At 62.1% G+C, this 15217-nt stretch carries 13 protein-coding genes (1 of these 13 only partly in view); 1 reads left to right on the forward strand and 12 read right to left on the reverse strand.

The genetic code is table 11. The annotated features are described in order from the left end of the window. Positions 1 to 160 precede the first annotated feature (160 nt). Positions 161 to 1378, forward strand: a complete 1218-nt coding sequence (locus EOB80_RS20715; RefSeq protein ID WP_027037618.1) for an MFS transporter — start codon at positions 161 to 163, stop codon at positions 1376 to 1378. Positions 1379 to 1385: 7 nt separating this feature from the next. On the opposite strand, the gene EOB80_RS20720 is transcribed toward EOB80_RS20715, so the two are convergent. The 12 genes from EOB80_RS20720 to EOB80_RS20775 form a co-directional block, all read right to left on the reverse strand. Further along, positions 1386 to 2231 (reverse strand): EamA family transporter, encoded by an 846-nt coding sequence (locus tag EOB80_RS20720; protein WP_127329389.1) that lies wholly within the window; start codon positions 2229 to 2231, stop codon positions 1386 to 1388. Further along, positions 2228 to 3130 carry an endonuclease/exonuclease/phosphatase family protein gene (locus tag EOB80_RS20725; RefSeq protein ID WP_127272321.1) on the reverse strand — a complete coding sequence of 301 codons (903 nt, stop codon included), beginning with the start codon at positions 3128 to 3130 and terminating at the stop codon, positions 2228 to 2230. Before EOB80_RS20725 ends, EOB80_RS20720 begins: the two co-directional genes overlap by 4 nt. A 164-nt stretch (positions 3131 to 3294) precedes the next feature. Further along, on the reverse strand, positions 3295 to 4845 hold the full coding sequence (locus EOB80_RS20730; protein ID WP_127329391.1) for a sodium:proton antiporter: 1551 nt from the start codon (positions 4843 to 4845) through the stop codon (positions 3295 to 3297). Positions 4846 to 5115: 270 nt separating this feature from the next. Then, complete coding sequence (locus tag EOB80_RS20735) at positions 5116 to 6180, reverse strand: ABC transporter ATP-binding protein (RefSeq protein ID WP_023810097.1); 1065 nt, start codon at positions 6178 to 6180, stop codon at positions 5116 to 5118. An 11-nt stretch (positions 6181 to 6191) separates the two neighbouring features. Next, positions 6192 to 6983 carry an ABC transporter permease gene (locus EOB80_RS20740; protein ID WP_023759707.1) on the reverse strand — a complete coding sequence of 264 codons (792 nt, stop codon included), beginning with the start codon at positions 6981 to 6983 and terminating at the stop codon, positions 6192 to 6194. Continuing rightward, on the reverse strand, positions 6980 to 7894 hold the full coding sequence (locus EOB80_RS20745) for an ABC transporter permease subunit (RefSeq protein WP_023810098.1): 915 nt from the start codon (positions 7892 to 7894) through the stop codon (positions 6980 to 6982). Before EOB80_RS20745 ends, EOB80_RS20740 begins: the two co-directional genes overlap by 4 nt. A gap of 63 nt (positions 7895 to 7957) precedes the next feature. Next, positions 7958 to 9064 carry an ABC transporter substrate-binding protein gene (locus EOB80_RS20750; RefSeq protein WP_127329393.1) on the reverse strand — a complete coding sequence of 369 codons (1107 nt, stop codon included), beginning with the start codon at positions 9062 to 9064 and terminating at the stop codon, positions 7958 to 7960. A 242-nt stretch (positions 9065 to 9306) separates the two neighbouring features. Beyond that, positions 9307 to 10479: an iron-containing alcohol dehydrogenase gene (locus EOB80_RS20755; protein ID WP_127329395.1), complete on the reverse strand. Its 1173-nt coding sequence runs from the start codon at positions 10477 to 10479 to the stop codon at positions 9307 to 9309. Between the two features lie 17 nt (positions 10480 to 10496). Then, positions 10497 to 11885, reverse strand: coding sequence for an aldehyde dehydrogenase family protein (locus EOB80_RS20760; RefSeq protein ID WP_127329397.1), 1389 nt, complete (start codon positions 11883 to 11885; stop codon positions 10497 to 10499). A gap of 125 nt (positions 11886 to 12010) precedes the next feature. Continuing rightward, positions 12011 to 13381, reverse strand: a complete 1371-nt coding sequence (locus tag EOB80_RS20765; RefSeq protein ID WP_127329399.1) for a glutamine synthetase family protein — start codon at positions 13379 to 13381, stop codon at positions 12011 to 12013. 87 nt (positions 13382 to 13468) lie between these two features. Further along, positions 13469 to 15031, reverse strand: coding sequence for an amino acid permease (locus EOB80_RS20770; protein WP_023810103.1), 1563 nt, complete (start codon positions 15029 to 15031; stop codon positions 13469 to 13471). Between the two features lie 18 nt (positions 15032 to 15049). Further along, positions 15050 to 15217: the 3' portion of an N-formylglutamate amidohydrolase gene (locus EOB80_RS20775; RefSeq protein WP_127329401.1), read on the reverse strand. Its footprint extends 606 nt past the window's final position; only the last 168 of its 774 coding nucleotides appear in the window; its start codon lies beyond the right edge, outside the window; the stop codon is at positions 15050 to 15052.

Below are 15217 nucleotides of genomic sequence, written 5' to 3' on the forward strand. Positions count from 1 at the left end.
AAGCCACGATCGAGTTCATCGACAGATGGCACCGCTCGCTCCTCATCGCACCTTCCGCCATTCCAGCGGGCGTTCGATCAAATGAGCCGCGCGAAAACGTGACCACCGGTCTTCCCTGAACTGGCCGATAATTCCCCCATCGATGATGATGGAGGAAGATTTGCCCCTTAATTCGCAGCAGAAGAAGACCGTCCTCGCCTCATTCCTGGGCTGGACGCTCGATGCTTTCGATTTCTTCCTTCTGACATTCCTGCTCACCGATATCGCGACCGAATTCCACGCCGACGTGCCCGCGGTCTCCAAGGCGCTGTTCCTGACCTTGGCCACACGCTTCATCGGCGCGTTCTTCTTCGGCATGCTTGCCGACAAATACGGGCGCAAGCCGATCCTCATGCTCAACATCGTCAGCTATTCGGTGATCGGCGCGCTGGCGGCCTTCTCGCCCAATCTCGGCATTTTCCTGGCGCTGCGTGCTTTGTTCGGCATCGCCATGGGCGGCGAATGGGGGCTGGGCAGTTCGCTGGCCATGGAATCCATTCCGCCGAGCGCACGCGGCATGGTCTCCGGCATCCTGCAATGCGGCTATCCGGCCGGCTATCTGCTGGCGGCGGTGGTCTATGGCCTGCTCTATCAGCAGACGATCGGCGGCTACACGATCGGCTGGCGCGCCATGTTCCTGCTCAGCTTCGTGCCGGCGCTGATCGTGCTCTTCATCCGATCGCATGTGCCGGAATCGCCGGCCTTCGTCGAAGCGCAGAAGACCGCGAGACCGGGCATGTGGGAAACGCTGCAGAAGCACTGGGGCGTTGCGCTCTATGCCGTCGTGCTGATGATGTTCTTCAATTTCTTCAGTCATGGCACGCAGGACCTCTACCCTACCTTCCTGAAGAAGCAGCACGGCTTCGATCCGCATACGGTGAGCTGGATCACCATCGTCGCCAATATCGGCGCCATCGTCGGCGGCCTGGCCTTCGGCGCGCTGTCGGAGAAGATCGGCCGCGTCAACGCCATCACGCTGGCATGCCTGATCGCCTTGCCGTCCATCCCGCTATGGGCCTACTCGACCACGCCGTTCATGCTTGCCATCGGCGCCTTCGTCATGCAGGTCGCGGTCCAGGGTGCCTGGGGCGTCATCCCCGTGCACCTCAACGAGCTTTCGCCCGGAGCGGTGCGGGCGACCTTGCCCGGCTTTATTTATCAGGCGGGCAATCTCGCCGCGTCCTATGGCGGCCCCTATCAAGCAGGAATCGCTGAAAGCGCCGGAGGCAGCTATGGCTATGCCCTGGCGCTGTTCGCAGGCGTGGTCGCCGTCTGCATCATCGTCGTCATCCGCTTCAGTCCGGAACGACGTGGCCAGGTGATGACCGTCCTGACCTGAGCGGCGCCTAACCAAGCCTCAGCGCGACGACGCCGGCCACGATGCTGAGCGCAGCGGCACCGCGCCAGCCGGTCATTTTTTCGCCGAGAGCGAAGACCGAGATCATCATGGCAAACAGGATCGAGGTTTCGCGCAGCGAGGCCACCGAAGCGATCGGTGCTTTGGTCATCGCCCACATGACGATCCAATAGGCGGCGCCGCTGAGTACGCCGGTGAACAGCCCTGCCTTCCAGTCGCGCGCCAACACCGGCAGCGCCTTCGGCCCGCGGAAGATGAGGCACAGCACCAACGCGCCTAAAGCATCGCAGATGAACAGCCAGGCGGCATAGCTCTGCGCGGTTGCCGCCAGCCGCGCGCCACTGCCGTCCGACAGCGTATAGCTGGCGATGAAGATGGAAGTGCCGAGCGCGAAGCCAACCGCGCGCAGATTGAGTTTTTCCAGATGCGCGCCGCCACGAAACGACATCACCAGCGTGCCGGCCGACAACAGGAAGATGCCGAGCATGGCGAACGGGCCGGGAATCTCGGCAACGACGAACATGCCGCCGAAGGCTGAGAGCAGAGGTGCGGTGCCGCGCGCCAGCGGATAGGTCTGGGCGAAATCGCCGGCCTTGTAGGCGCCGATCAGGAAGGTCCGGTAGCCCATGTGGAAAACGACGGAGGCGATGATGTAGGGCCACACTTCCGCCTTCGGCACTTCGACGAAGGGCAGCACCACGAGTGCCGCAGCGCCCATGCCGAGCGTCATCAGCGTGATCGACAGGAAGCGGTCGAGATGGACCTTGACCAGCGCGTTCCAGATCGCGTGCATGGCGGCGGCGGCAAGCACTGCGAAGAAGACGAAAAGCGTCATGTGGCGATGCCGGGCGTTTCCAGGTCTATGTCGACCCGCAGCGGAAAATGATCCGAGGCAACCTCGCCGATGTCGGCACTGATCGAACGCACCCGCCCGGCGAACATGCCGCCGACGAAGCAATGGTCGAGCCGGCGCTTTGCCAGCCTGCCGTCGATGGTCTTCACATGGGTGTGGAAGTCCGGAACCGGCTCCCCGGCAACGGCGGCGGCATCGACGAAACCGCTGAGATAGGCGGCACCCCTATGGTAGGGCGTGCTGCCGACGATGCGGCGATACTCGGCGCTGTCCGGCTCCATGTTGAAATCACCCATCCAGATCGCCGCCAGCGGGTTTTCCGGCTCCGCTTCGCCGCTGGTCCAATTGCGCGTGGGCTCGTCGTCGACGCCGCTCCACGGTCCGCCATCGGACGGTGCCCGGCGATGCTCGGCCATGAGGTAGTCGATCTGCTCCAGCCGCTCCTCGGCCGCGATGTGGGCGAGATGCAGCGACAACACCCGCACCGGCCCTGCCGGCGTGCGGATCATGCATTCAAGCGCGGCGTTGCGGGTGTTGAGCGGCCGCTGCGTGCGGCGCATTGGCAGCGCATGCAGCCGCGACCAGACGATCGGCAGTTTCGACAGCAGCATGGTGCCGAACTGGCGGCGCCGATTGACCAGACGGCCGTCGCGCCTTTCGCTGGCGTCCATGTCGAAGGCCGGGCCGTAGACCCAGTGATGTTCGGGCAGCAGACGGGAAAGCAGCTCCGGCTGGTCGTCGAAATTGCTGCGCTGCCAATGCCGCTCGACCTCTTGCAGCGCAATGATGTCGGCGCCGGCAACGATGCGCGCGGCGCGCGAAAGATCGTAACGGCCGTCGCCGCCGAACCCGTACTGGATGTTGTAGCTGACCAGCTTCATTGCTTATCCGGCTCAATTTCGTGTTGGCAGTAACGGTTCGATGCCACGGTTGCAATGTGCAGGAGAATGGACGTGGCTTGGACCAGCCTTGCTTTACCGGGATCATGCACAGATCCCGAAGCACTTCGGTATCTTCCGTGCGCCGGAAAACGGCGTGCGATGCCTTAAGTATTCAGCGGCTGGAACCGGCCGGGTGGCGACGCCGCCAGTTCGGTCCAGTCGATCTCTTCCTCAAGGCGATGATAGGCTTCGTCGCCAATCGTCCCGTTGCGGCGCAATTCCTCCAGAGCGTCGCGCTGGCTCTTGATCGCATAAAGACGCAAGCGGTCATATTCGGTCGCCGCTTGGGCATCGTCGGGATTTTTGGCGATCTTGCGTTGAGCGGCATATTGCTCGCGCACCGCAGCCGCCGCGTCCGATGTCTTGCCGCTTAATATGTCGAGGGCGGCCTGCATGACCACGACGCGCGCCTGCGCGACCTCGCGGTCGACCGTTTCGTCCGGGTCGAGGTTTAGCAGCCGCAGCAGCGGCTTCAGGCTCATGCCTTGCAGCACCAGCGTGCCGAGCACGACCGTGAAAGCAGCGAGCACGATCGGGTCGCGGGCCGGGAATTCAGCCGGCAAGGCGAATGCCGCCGCAAGCGTCACCAAACCGCGCATCCCGCACCAGCCGATCAGCACGCCGCCACGAAACGACGGAGCGTCACGCTGACGATCAGCCACGCCGAAACGGCCAAACCACCTGATGATCGCTCCGCACCCCAGCACCCAGATGAGGCGTGAGACGATGACGATAGCAAGCACTGTCCCGGCCAGGACGAACGCATCGGTCTGCCCCTGCCCGGCAAGCCTGCCGACGATCGTATGCGCCTGCAGGCCCATCAGCACGAAAGCCAGAACATTGAGCACGAAGACCGCCGTCTCCCAGACCGAATAGGAGCTGATGCGGTTTCTGGCCGGCATGCGGCGCGGTGCGGTGCGGGCGATCGTCATGGCATAGACGACTATGGTGATGATGGCCGATAGTCCGATCCTGTCAGCCAGGATCCAGACCCCGAATGTGCCGGCAAATTGCACCACAGTGCCGCTCGCCGGGTCCTCGATCCGGCCCAGCGTCATCAGAGACACCCGGCCAAGCAGGTAGCCGGCGGCAAGGCTGCCGAGCGTGGACAGCAGGATCATCGGAACGGCGCTGCTCAGCAGAATGGAACCTGCTGCCGCCGAAATCGCCATCCGGTAGATCAGCAAGGCGGTGGCGTCGTTGAGCAGGCTCTCGCCTTGCAGAATGGCAGTGATGCGGTGCGGCACCTTGAACTGGCCAAGCACGGCCGATGCCGCAACCGCATCGGGCGGCGCCACGATGGCGCCAAGCGCTATGGCCGCGGCGATCGGCAGGCCTGCCATCGCCCAGCCGGCAAGTGCGACCGTCGCTGTCGTGAAAAGGACGGCGCCAAGCGCCAGCAGCACAAGCGGCACCCTGTAGCGGTTGAGATCGCGCAGCGAGGTATCATAGGCGGCATCGAGCAGCACCGGCGCGATGAACAGGGCTAGCGCCAGTTCCGGATCGATCTCTATGGTCGGCACGCCAGGCACGAAGGCGATGGCCACCCCGGCCAGCGCCAGCAAAGAGGGATAGGGAACCTGTACGCGCCGCGACAGCGCCGTCAGCGCAACGGCGATCAACAGCAGGACAAGGGTGAGTTCGAAAAGAGCCATGGCCTCTTATAGCCGGGAAGCGAGATTCTGGCAGCGGCAAAGCGGCTGGAAACTGTTGATTGCCCGGCAAGCTCGAGCCGGCAGGATACCTCGAATTGCCTTTCTGCTAATTCGACAAATGCGCTGACCCCACCGGCATCGAGATCAGCTGATATGGGGTTCGCTTAAACACCGACTTCGCTGCATTGCAGCCCATGCCACGCGGTCGGAAGCATCCTCCCGTCTTCGTGGACCGGGATGCAGCCATTCATTCCAAACAAGCGCAGCAGCCTAGTGCAGCACCAGCATATCGCTCGACGAAAACGAGATCTCGGCCTTTTCACCGACCGCGGGCGGCGGTGTCGCCGGGCTGTTGAACGTGTCGAGCGACACCGTGTTGCCGCCGATGCCGACGCGAACCCGGATGACCGAGCCGAGGAAATGCACCTCGGAGATTTCTCCGGACAGGCTGGAGTCGCGGCCGGGCTGGCGGCCAAGCGAGATGGCTTCCGGACGCAACGCCAGCGACAGCGTGTCGCCCGACTTGGAACCGTTGAGCTTGCCCTTGAGCGAAACCTGTTCGGAATTGACCCGCACCGTGCCTGCAGCCGCATCGGTGACGGTGCCTTCCAGCACGTTCAGCGTGCCGACGAAATTGGCGACGAACTTGGTCGCCGGGCGGTTGTAGATCTCGAACGGCGTGCCGACCTGCTCGGCCTTGCCGCCATACATGACGGCGATCCGATCCGAGATCGACAGCGCCTCCTCCTGATCGTGCGTCACGAAAATGGTTGTGATGCCGAGCTTCTTCTGGATCGAGCGGATTTCCTCGCGCAGCGACACGCGCACCTTGGCGTCTAGCGCCGACAGCGGCTCATCGAGCAGCAAGAGCTTCGGCTTTGGCGCGATAGCGCGGGCCAATGCGATACGCTGCTGCTGGCCGCCCGAGAGCTGGTAGGGATAGCGATCCGCCATCTGCGGCAGCTTGATGATGCCGAGCATCTCGGCGACACGGGCATCGATGTCCGCCCTGGGCATGCCGGCGACCTTCAGGCCGAAGCCGATGTTCTGCGCCACGGTCAGGTTCGGAAACAGCGCATAGGCCTGGAACACCATGCCGACATTGCGCTGGTTGGGTTTCAACCTCGTAATGTCCTTGCCGCCGACGACGATCGTGCCGGCGCTCGGCTCCTCGAAGCCCGCCACCATGCGCAGCACGGTGGTCTTGCCGCAGCCGGACGGGCCGAGGAAGGAGACGAATTCGCCGCGCTCGACGTCAAGATTGAAGTCCTCGACCACCGTTGTGGCGCCGAAGGATTTTCGAACGTGCTGGATGGAGAGGAATGGGTCGGCCATGGCTTTGACTTTCAGTTCGGACGGTTCGCCGATCTCGGCGCGAAGCGGGACAGGATCTGTATCAGCGACATGCAGCCCCAGGTGATGGCGAAGGCGATGATGGCAAGTGCCGCCGGCTCATAGGCGCGGTTGGCGCCGATATTCTGCAGATAGGGGCCGAAGGCCGGCCGGTTGAGCAGGCTGGCCATGGTGAATTCGCCAATGACGATGGCGAAGGTGAGGAAGGCGCCCGAGAGCACCGCGATCAGCACGTTGGGCAGGATGACACGGGTGATGATCGTCCCCCAACCAGCACCAAGGATCTGTGCCGCCTCCGTCAGGGTGCGCACGTCGATGGTGCGAAGCCCGGTGTCGACGGCGCGATACATGTACGGCAGCGCCAGTGTTGCATAGCCGATGACCAGCAAGGCATTGGTGCCTGTATCGGTCGCCAGGAACGGCAGCGGCGAATTCGACCCGTACATTCTGATGTAGCCGAAGACGATGACGATGGCCGGAATGACCAGCGGCAGCAGGGTAATGAATTCGACGATCGGCCGCAATTGCGGCAGCCGAAGCCGAATCCAATAAGCGGCGGGCACCACGATCAGCACGCCGAGAATGATGGTGAAAACGGCGGCCAGTACCGAATAGCCGAAGGTGGCCTGGAAACGGGCATCGCCCAACACGACCTTGTAGGCGTCGAAGGAGTACTCCCCGCGCCGCATGCGCATCGAGAACTCCACGGTCGCGATCAGCGGGATGAAAAAGTAGGCCGCGCCGAGAGCAAAGACGAGCCAGGCCCAGAACTTTCCCGACTTCATTTCAGCCACCTCTCGGAACGGGTCCGGAACCAGATGTAGAACACATTGGCAAGACCTGTGATGACGATCATGCCGAAGGCGATGGCATAACCGAGATGGGCATTGTGCAGCACATCTCCACGGATCTGTGCATAGAGCAAAATCGGCACGATGTTGAGCGACGAGCCGGTCAGCGCATAGGCGGTGGCGATGGCGCCGAAGGCGTTGGCGAACAACAGGATCACGGTGCCGAGGAAACTCGGCCAGATCACCGGAATGACCACCATGCGCCAATACTGGGACATGGTCGCGCCCAGCGTCGCGGCGGCCTCGCCCCATTCCTTCTTCAGTCCGTCGATGGCCGGCACGATGATCACCACCATCAATGGTATCTGGAAATAGACATAGGTCAGTGTCAGGCCCCAGAATGACAGGATGTTGAAGCCGTGCGCGTAGATGTTAAGGCCGAACACGGTGTTCAGGATCACCGTCGCAAGGCCGAGGCGGCCGAGCGTGGCGAGGAAGGCAAAGGCCAGCGGCACGCCGGCAAAATTGGAGGCCACGCCGGAAAACGTCAGTGTCGCCGAACGTATCCAGTCCGGCAGGCCGCCGCGCACGATGGCGATGGCAATCGCCAGGCCCGCAAATGCGCCAATCAGCGATGACGCAAGACTGATCTTGATCGAAATCCAGTAGGCGGCAACGATGGACGGTTGCGCCAGCGCTGCGATGTTCTCGAGCGTGAATTCGCCGGCATCGTTCTGGAATGCACCCAGCATCAGATAGAGCGTGGGCAGGATGAGGAACATGATGGCGAAGATGAAGAAAGGCGCGACACCAAGCCATTGTGTCGGCAGCCGCATGCTGCGTGCTTCGGCGGGAGGCGCAGTCTTCCCGGTAACAGCGTGGTCGGACAATGAGATATCAGTCATGCGCCGGCTACCGTCTTCGAGAGAAGGACCGGGCGGCCGCGAAGCCGCCCGGCATGGTGTGAGTTACTTCACGTTGGCGCCGACGACGGCATCCCAGTTCTTGGTGATGGCTTCCTTGGACTTGCCCTGCTCCTCGAGTGTCGGGAACACGGCGGACGCATAGGCTTCGGCCGGCGGCAGCTTGGCCAGGATGTCAGCCGGGATCTTGCCGTTTTTGGCGAGATCGTTGAAGCGGATCGGGTGGCAATAGCCTTTCAGCCAGCCGATCTGGCCTTCGTCCGAGTAGAGGTATTCGAGCCAGAGCTTGGCTGCATTCGGATGCGGCGCGTAGGCGCTGATCGCCTGCACATAGACACCGGCGACGACACCGGTCTTCGGCACGACGACGTCGACGGGCGGATTGCCCTTCAGCGTGTCGCGGCCGGCGAGCGCGTTGTAGTCCCAGGTGACGAGGATCGGGGTCTGGCCCTGGGCGAGCGTCGCGGCCTTTCCGATGACCGGCACGAAATTGCCGGCGGCATTGAGCTTCTTGAAGAAGTCGAGGCCAGCGGTACCGGCAGCTTCACCAGCGGCGGCACCCGACGACAGGCCGGCGGCATAAACCGCCTGGATCGCCTGGTTCGAGGCACGCGGATCACCGGCAAGGGCCACCGAGTTGGCGAATTCCGGCTTCAGCAGGTCGGCCCAGTCGGCCGGAGCTTCCTTGACGAGATCCTTGTTCACCTGGAAGGAAAGCACGCCGTAATAGTCGCCGGTCCAGAAACCGTCGGCATCCTTGGCGCTGTCGGGGATCGAGTCCCAGGTCGACACCTTGTAGGGCTGGATCAGGCCGTCGGCCTTGGCGGTCGGGCCGAAGGACAAGCCGACGTCGATGACGTCAGGCGCCTGCGGGCCCTTGTTGTCCTTGTTGGCCTTGATGGCCTCGATCTCGTCGCCGGAACCGGCATCGGGATTAAGTTCGTTGACGGTGATTTCCGGATACTTCGCCTTGAAGCCTGCGATGACGTCGCCGTAGCCGCACCAGTCATGCGGCAACGCGATGGTGGTGAGCTGGCCTTCCGCCTTGGCGGCCTTGACGAGATCGTCCAGCGAATCCGCGGACGAAATCACCGTCGACGCGAAAAGCGCCGCGGCCGAAAGGGAAAGCACTTTCCCCGTGAATTTGAACATGTGTTCTCTCCGTTGAACTGACGCCGTTGGACGCCTGCGATGCGGTATCGTTTTCATGTGACAGCCAGATGAAAGCTTTGTGAAAGCGGCTGCTCGCAGTGCGAAAAAGTAAACTCTTTTTAACCTGATGTAGCAATCGCTCCGCGATTCTTTTTCCGGCTAACTAGTTTTTGCCTTGCCCGTCATCCTCCCCCTTGTTTTCATAGCCCCTTTTCAGATCACTTTGCGGCGCGGAAAACGCCTCAGATCGTGCCGGCGATGGCGTTTTCGAGCAAGGTCAGCGCCGCCTTCTTGGTCAGCTTGACCGGGTTGCCGCCGGCTGTCGGATCGACCACCGCCATATCGGCGATCAGCGTCTTACGCTTCTTGTCCATGTCGAGCCCCTTGATAAGGCCGGGCAGTGCATGCGGCACCTTCAGTTCCTTGCGAAGCTTGATGATGGCTTTGGCGAAGCCGTCAAAGCCGCCCTTGATGCCGCAATAGGCGGCGAGCCGGCCGATACGCTCCTCGATGGAGTCCCGGTTGAAGGCCAGAACATAGGGCATGAACACCGCGTTGGTCATACCGTGATGGGTGTCGTAGAGCGCGCCGACCGGGTGCGACAGCGAATGGATGGCGCCGAGCCCTTTCTGGAAGGCGGTGGCGCCCATGGCGGCAGCGCTCATCATATGGGCACGGGCGACGAGATCCCCGCCGTTGGCATAGGCCTTCGGCAGGTTCTCGAAGACCAGCCTCACGCCTTCGACGGCGATGCCGTCGGCCATCGGATGGTAGCCCGGCGCGCAATAGGCTTCGAGGCAATGGGCCAGCGCATCCATGCCGGTACCGGCGGTGATGAAGCCCGGCATGCCGACCGAAAGCTCCGGATCGGCAATGACGATAGCCGGCAACAATTTGGGATGGAAGATGACCTTCTTGGTGTGCGTGGCCTCGTTGGTGATGACGCCGGCGCGGCCAACCTCCGATCCGGTCCCGGCAGTGGTGGGCACGGCGATGATCGGCGCGATGGCGTCCGAATTGGCGCGCGTCCACCAGTCGTCGACATCCTCGAAATCCCACACCGGCCTGACCTGCCCGGCCTGGAAGGCGATCAGCTTGCCGAGATCGAGCGCCGAGCCGCCGCCGAAGGCGATGACGCCGTCATGCTTGCCCTTCTTGAACACGGCGATGCCGGCGGTCAGGTTGGATTCGACCGGGTTCGGCCTGACCTCGGAGAAAACGCCGTAAGGGACCTTCGCATCGTCGAGGATCTCTAGGGTCGAGGCGACGACCGGCAGTTTCGCCAGGCCAGGATCGGTGACGAACAACGGCCGCTTGATGCCGGTGGCCGCCAGCACCTCAGGCAATTCCTTGATGCGGCCGGCGCCGAAGCGGACGGTGGTGGGGTAGTTCCATTTGGAGATCAGCTTGGACATTTTTGTCTTTCAATAAATCAGATGGCTTCGCGCAGATGGAATGATTTCGGCCTGGTGAGATTGTCATAGCCGATGGCCGACAAGCCCGCGCCCTTGCCGGTGTCCTTGACGCCGGTCCAGACCAGTGCCGGATCGAGGTAGTCGCAGCGGTTCATGAACACCGTGCCGGTCTCGACCCGATTGCCGATCGCGACGGCATGCTCGGTATCGCGGGTCCAGATCGAAGCCGTCAGCCCGTAAGGACTGTCGTTCATCAGCGCGATCGCCTCTTCGTCGTTACGCACCTTCATGATGCCGACGACCGGGCCAAAGCTCTCTTCGCGCATGACGCTCATCTGATGGTCAACATTGGTAAGCACTTCCGGCGCCAGATAGGGCGAACCGGCCTTGTCGTTAGCCACCTTCATGTTGACGTGCGCCACCGCGCCCTTGCGCAGCGCTTCGGCCTTCTGTTCGCGGATCAGGTCGGCGAAGCGCGCCTGCGCCATCGGCCCCATCGTCGTCGCCTGGTCGAGCGGATTGCCGACGACATAGTTCTTGGTCTCGGCGATGAAGCCTTCGACGAATTCGTCATAGACCTTCTCGTGCACATAGACGCGTTCGATGCCGCAGCAGCACTGGCCGGAATTGTAGAAGGCGCCGTCGACCAGATTGGCGACGGCATGATCCATCTTGGCGTCAGGCAGCACATAGGCCGGGTCCTTGCCGCCGAGTTCGAGGCCGAGCGTCATGAAGGTGCCGGCCGCAGCCTTTTCGATGGCGCGGCCACCGCCGACCGAACCGGTGAAATTGACATGGTCGATCTTGCCCGAGCCGAGCAGTTTTTCGGTCTGGGCGTGATTCAGCACGACATTCTGGAACACGCCCTTGGGCAGACCCACTCCGTCGAAAGCCTGTTGGAAGCGCTCGCCGACCAGCAGCGTCTGCGCCGCATGCTTGAGGATCACGGTGTTGCCGGCCATCAGCGCCGGCACGATGGTGTTGACGGCGGTGAGGTAAGGATAATTCCACGGCGCGATCACCATGACGACGCCAAGCGGGTCCTTCTTCACATAGCGGCGAAAGCCATCCTTCGGGTTGGAGGCCGGCACCGACTTGAGCGCCTGCTCGGCGATCTCGACCATGTAGGTGGTGCGTTCCCTGACGCCGCCGAACTCGCCGCCGTAGCGTACGGGCCGCCCCATCTGCCAGGCGATCTCCGGCACGATCTCGTCTGATATCGCGACCAGCGCTTCCAGCATGGCGAGCATGTACTTGCCGCGCTCGACGATTGGCGTCAGCCCCCACTTCTCCTGAGCCGCCTTGGCACGCTCGACCGCGGCATTGATCGCCTGGTCGGTCGCGATCGGCCGCTCGGCATAGATCGAGCCGTCGATGGGGGATATCAGTTTGACCGTCTCGGTCATTTTGTAAATCCTCGTATTCTATAACAAAATCGTATGGCCTGGCGCTGCCCCTCATCTGCCTGCCGGCACCCTCTCCCCCACTGGGAGAGGGTAAGAGTGAAGGGGCGCCGACGAACCGTCGATACCTAGTACCGCTCGAATCCTCTGTGCAGTTCCCAATCCGTAATGCGGCGGTCGTATTCGAACTGCTCCCACTTGGCGGTGTGGACATAATGTTCGAGCACATCCTCGCCGAGCGCCTGCTTCAGCATCTTCGACTTCGCCAGCGTCTCGGTGGCGTCGCGCAGCGTCTTCGGAATCTCCGGCAGGCGCGATGCCTGATAGGCATCGCCGACAAACGGCTTCTGCAATTCCAGCTTCTCGTCGATGCCGGCAAGTCCGGCCGCGATCAGCGCTGCGAAGGCAAGATACGGGTTGAGATCGGCGCCGCCGATGCGGCATTCCATGCGGATGCCCTTGGTGCCCTCGCCGCACAGGCGGAAGCCGGCGGTGCGGTTGTCCTCGCTCCACATGATTTTGGTCGGCGCGAAGGTGCCGGCCTGGAAGCGCTTGTAGGAGTTGATGTAGGGCGCCAGGAACCAGGTGAATTCCTTGGCGTATTTGAGCTGGCCGGCAGCCCATTGCTGGCCAAGCGTCGACAGCGTCCAGTCGGCGGTTTTGTCGAAGAACAGCGGAGTCTTGCCGTCGGCGCTCCACAGCGAATTGTGGATGTGGCTGGAATTGCCGGCGAGCCCGTAATTGTATTTGGACATGAACGAAATCGCCTTGCCCTCGGACTCGGCGATTTCCTTGGCGCCGTTCTTGAGGATGACGTGACGGTCGGCCATGTCGAGCGCCTCGGCGTAGCGCACATTGATCTCTTCCTGGCCTGGACCCCACTCGCCCTTGGAGTTCTCGATCGGGATGCCGGCCGCTTCCATCTCGTTGCGAAGCCGACGCATGACGCCTTCTTCCTTGGTGGTGATGCCGATCTGGTAGTCGCCGATATAGGGTGAAGCGGTATCGAGACCTTGCCAGTGCTTCTTGCGGGCGGAATCGTATGTCTCGTTGAACAGATAGAATTCGAGCTCGGAAGCGAAATAGCCGATATAGCCGCGCTCGCTCAGCCGCTTGACCTGCTTCTTGAGGATGGCGCGCGGTGAATGCGGCAGATCGTCATGCGTGTGGTGGTCGAGCACGTCGCAGATCACGAGAGCGGTCTTTTCCAGCCAGGGAATGCGCCGCAGCGTGGCCAGATCCGGCTTCATGACGAAATCGCCATAGCCCTTCGACCAGCTCGCCGCCTTATAGCCCGGCACCGGCTCCATATCGATGTCGGCGGCCAGCAGATAGTTGCAGCCATGCGTTTCGTCATGCGCGGAATCGACGAAGTACTGCGCCAGGAAGCGTTTTCCCGCCAGCCGTCCCTGCATGTCGACGATGCAGGCGAGCACCGTGTCGATCTCGCCGCTGGAGACCGCTTTCTTCAACTGATCGAACGAGAAATTTCCGGCCATTCCTTTGGCACTCCAGCGCTTGTCGATTGAAAGGGATAAACGTAGCCATGGCCGGCGCGAGGCCGGCCATGGCTATATTGGGCGATGTCAGGCGCCAGCTTCGCCGATAGCCACCTCGGCTGCCCTGATCGCGGCCTGGCGTTTGGCGATCTGGTCACCGATCGGCGGACCCTGGAAGCGGCGGTTCTCGAAACCGAACCAAAGCACGGCGGTCAGCAAGATGAAGCCTATGGTGATGTACAGCACCTTGTCGTTCGGCGGCTGGATGGCGATGTAGAAGATGATCACCATGCCGACAATCGACAGCGCACAGAAGAGCTTGAACAGTCCGGCGCCCAGGTTCCACGGGCCAGGATTAGGCCACTTGGCCGTGCCGAATGCGACCATGCCGAGTGCGATCGGGATTGTGAACGACAGGAACAGGAACACCAGCGTCGAATTGACGACAATGGTGTAGATGTTGGTGCCGCCGATCGAAATAAACTGGGCAAGGAACACATAAAGGATCTCGAGGATCGCGGCCGTCCAGATCGCATTGACCGGCGTGCGCCAGGTCGGGTTGACCTTGGCGAGAGCCGCGGAGCCAACAGGCATGCCGCCGTCGCGAGAGAAGGCGAACAGCATGCGCGAAGCCGAGGTCACGGTGGCGAGGCCGCAGAGGAATTGCGAGATCAGGATTGCAAAATAAAGCAGTTCCTTCAGCCACACCGGCAGGATTGCATCCATTGTCGAGAAGAATACGCTCCATCCCTGCTTGGCGCCGGCAGCCAGGTCCGGGATCGCGAGAACGATTGCGCACAGCATCACCCAGCCGATCAGAGACGACCACAGCACCGACGAAACGATCGCCCGCGGAACGGAGTGTGCTGCCTTGACGGTCTCCTCGGAGGTGTGGGCCGAGGCGTCATAGCCGGTGATGGTATAGACGGGCAGAAGCAGGCAGAGCAGGAACAGGTAGCTCATGGAGTCGGTTTGCGGAAAAACACCGCCGCCCGCATCGCCTGAATAGTTTGTGAACGTCCACAGCCGGCTGATGTCGATTGCCGGTGCGAACACCAGGCAGGCCACGATCAGCACTGCTGTTGCGCCCAGGATAAGAAAGCCCGAAGCATCGGTAAGCATTGCCGTCAGTTTGATGCCGAAATGGTTGAACAGCGCCTGCAGCACGGTGATGAAGGCGACAAACCCGACGATTTCGCCCGGCGTGCCGGTGATGCCGAACCAGCTTCCGAATGTTCCAACGAAGAAGAAAGCGGTGCCGATGTTGATGGCGCCGAGCACAGTGATCAGACCGAACAGGTTTAGCCAGGCCGTCAGCCAGCCGGTGAAGCGGTTGCCGAGGATCGACGACCAGTGATAGAGGCCGCCGGCGGTCGGAAATGCCGAGGCGATCTGCGCCATGGCAAGGGCGAAGAAGCCCGACACGCAGCAACCGACGATCCAGCCGATGCCCGCACCTGCGCCGCCGATCGACGATGTGGCTTGCGCGAAGGAGTTGATGCCGCCCGAAAGGATGCAGATGATCGAGAACGATATCGCGAAATTCGAGAAGCGGCTCATGCTTCGCGACAGTTCCTGGGCATAGCCCATGCCGTGGAGAACCTTCAGGTCCTCCTTCTTGTCAACGTCCGTATAATCCGGTCCTGCCATTTTCATTCCCCTGTGGTTCTAATTGGCCGATTGAACTGACTTTCCGACTGAAGGCGATCTGGAATATCCGGCCTCCTCTGGCTCCAGATCCGAAAAAATGCCCGTGAGCAGATCCGCCCATTTCCGCTGCCCGGTCTCGCCGGCGATTTCGTCGTTGCGGATTTCGATCATCGCGCAAGGCAGGCC

This window comes from Mesorhizobium sp. M7A.F.Ca.MR.245.00.0.0, from assembly GCF_003997415.1.
GTDB lineage: Bacteria > Pseudomonadota > Alphaproteobacteria > Rhizobiales > Rhizobiaceae > Mesorhizobium.

Bases quoted from the DNA above. Each gene is read 5' to 3' on its own strand.
- EOB80_RS20720 (WP_127329389.1), bottom strand. From the start codon at position 2,231: ATGACGCTTTTCGTCTTCTTCGCAGTGCTTGCCGCCGCCGCCATGCAC.
- EOB80_RS20725 (WP_127272321.1), bottom strand. From the start codon at position 3,130: ATGAAGCTGGTCAGCTACAACATCCAGTACGGGTTCGGCGGCGACGGC.
- EOB80_RS20730 (WP_127329391.1), bottom strand. From the start codon at position 4,845: ATGGCTCTTTTCGAACTCACCCTTGTCCTGCTGTTGATCGCCGTTGCG.
- EOB80_RS20735 (WP_023810097.1), bottom strand. From the start codon at position 6,180: ATGGCCGACCCATTCCTCTCCATCCAGCACGTTCGAAAATCCTTCGGC.
- EOB80_RS20740 (WP_023759707.1), bottom strand. From the start codon at position 6,983: ATGAAGTCGGGAAAGTTCTGGGCCTGGCTCGTCTTTGCTCTCGGCGCG.
- EOB80_RS20745 (WP_023810098.1), bottom strand. From the start codon at position 7,894: ATGACTGATATCTCATTGTCCGACCACGCTGTTACCGGGAAGACTGCG.
- EOB80_RS20750 (WP_127329393.1), bottom strand. From the start codon at position 9,064: ATGTTCAAATTCACGGGGAAAGTGCTTTCCCTTTCGGCCGCGGCGCTT.
- EOB80_RS20755 (WP_127329395.1), bottom strand. From the start codon at position 10,479: ATGTCCAAGCTGATCTCCAAATGGAACTACCCCACCACCGTCCGCTTC.
- EOB80_RS20760 (WP_127329397.1), bottom strand. From the start codon at position 11,885: ATGACCGAGACGGTCAAACTGATATCCCCCATCGACGGCTCGATCTAT.
- EOB80_RS20765 (WP_127329399.1), bottom strand. From the start codon at position 13,381: ATGGCCGGAAATTTCTCGTTCGATCAGTTGAAGAAAGCGGTCTCCAGC.
- EOB80_RS20770 (WP_023810103.1), bottom strand. From the start codon at position 15,031: ATGGCAGGACCGGATTATACGGACGTTGACAAGAAGGAGGACCTGAAG.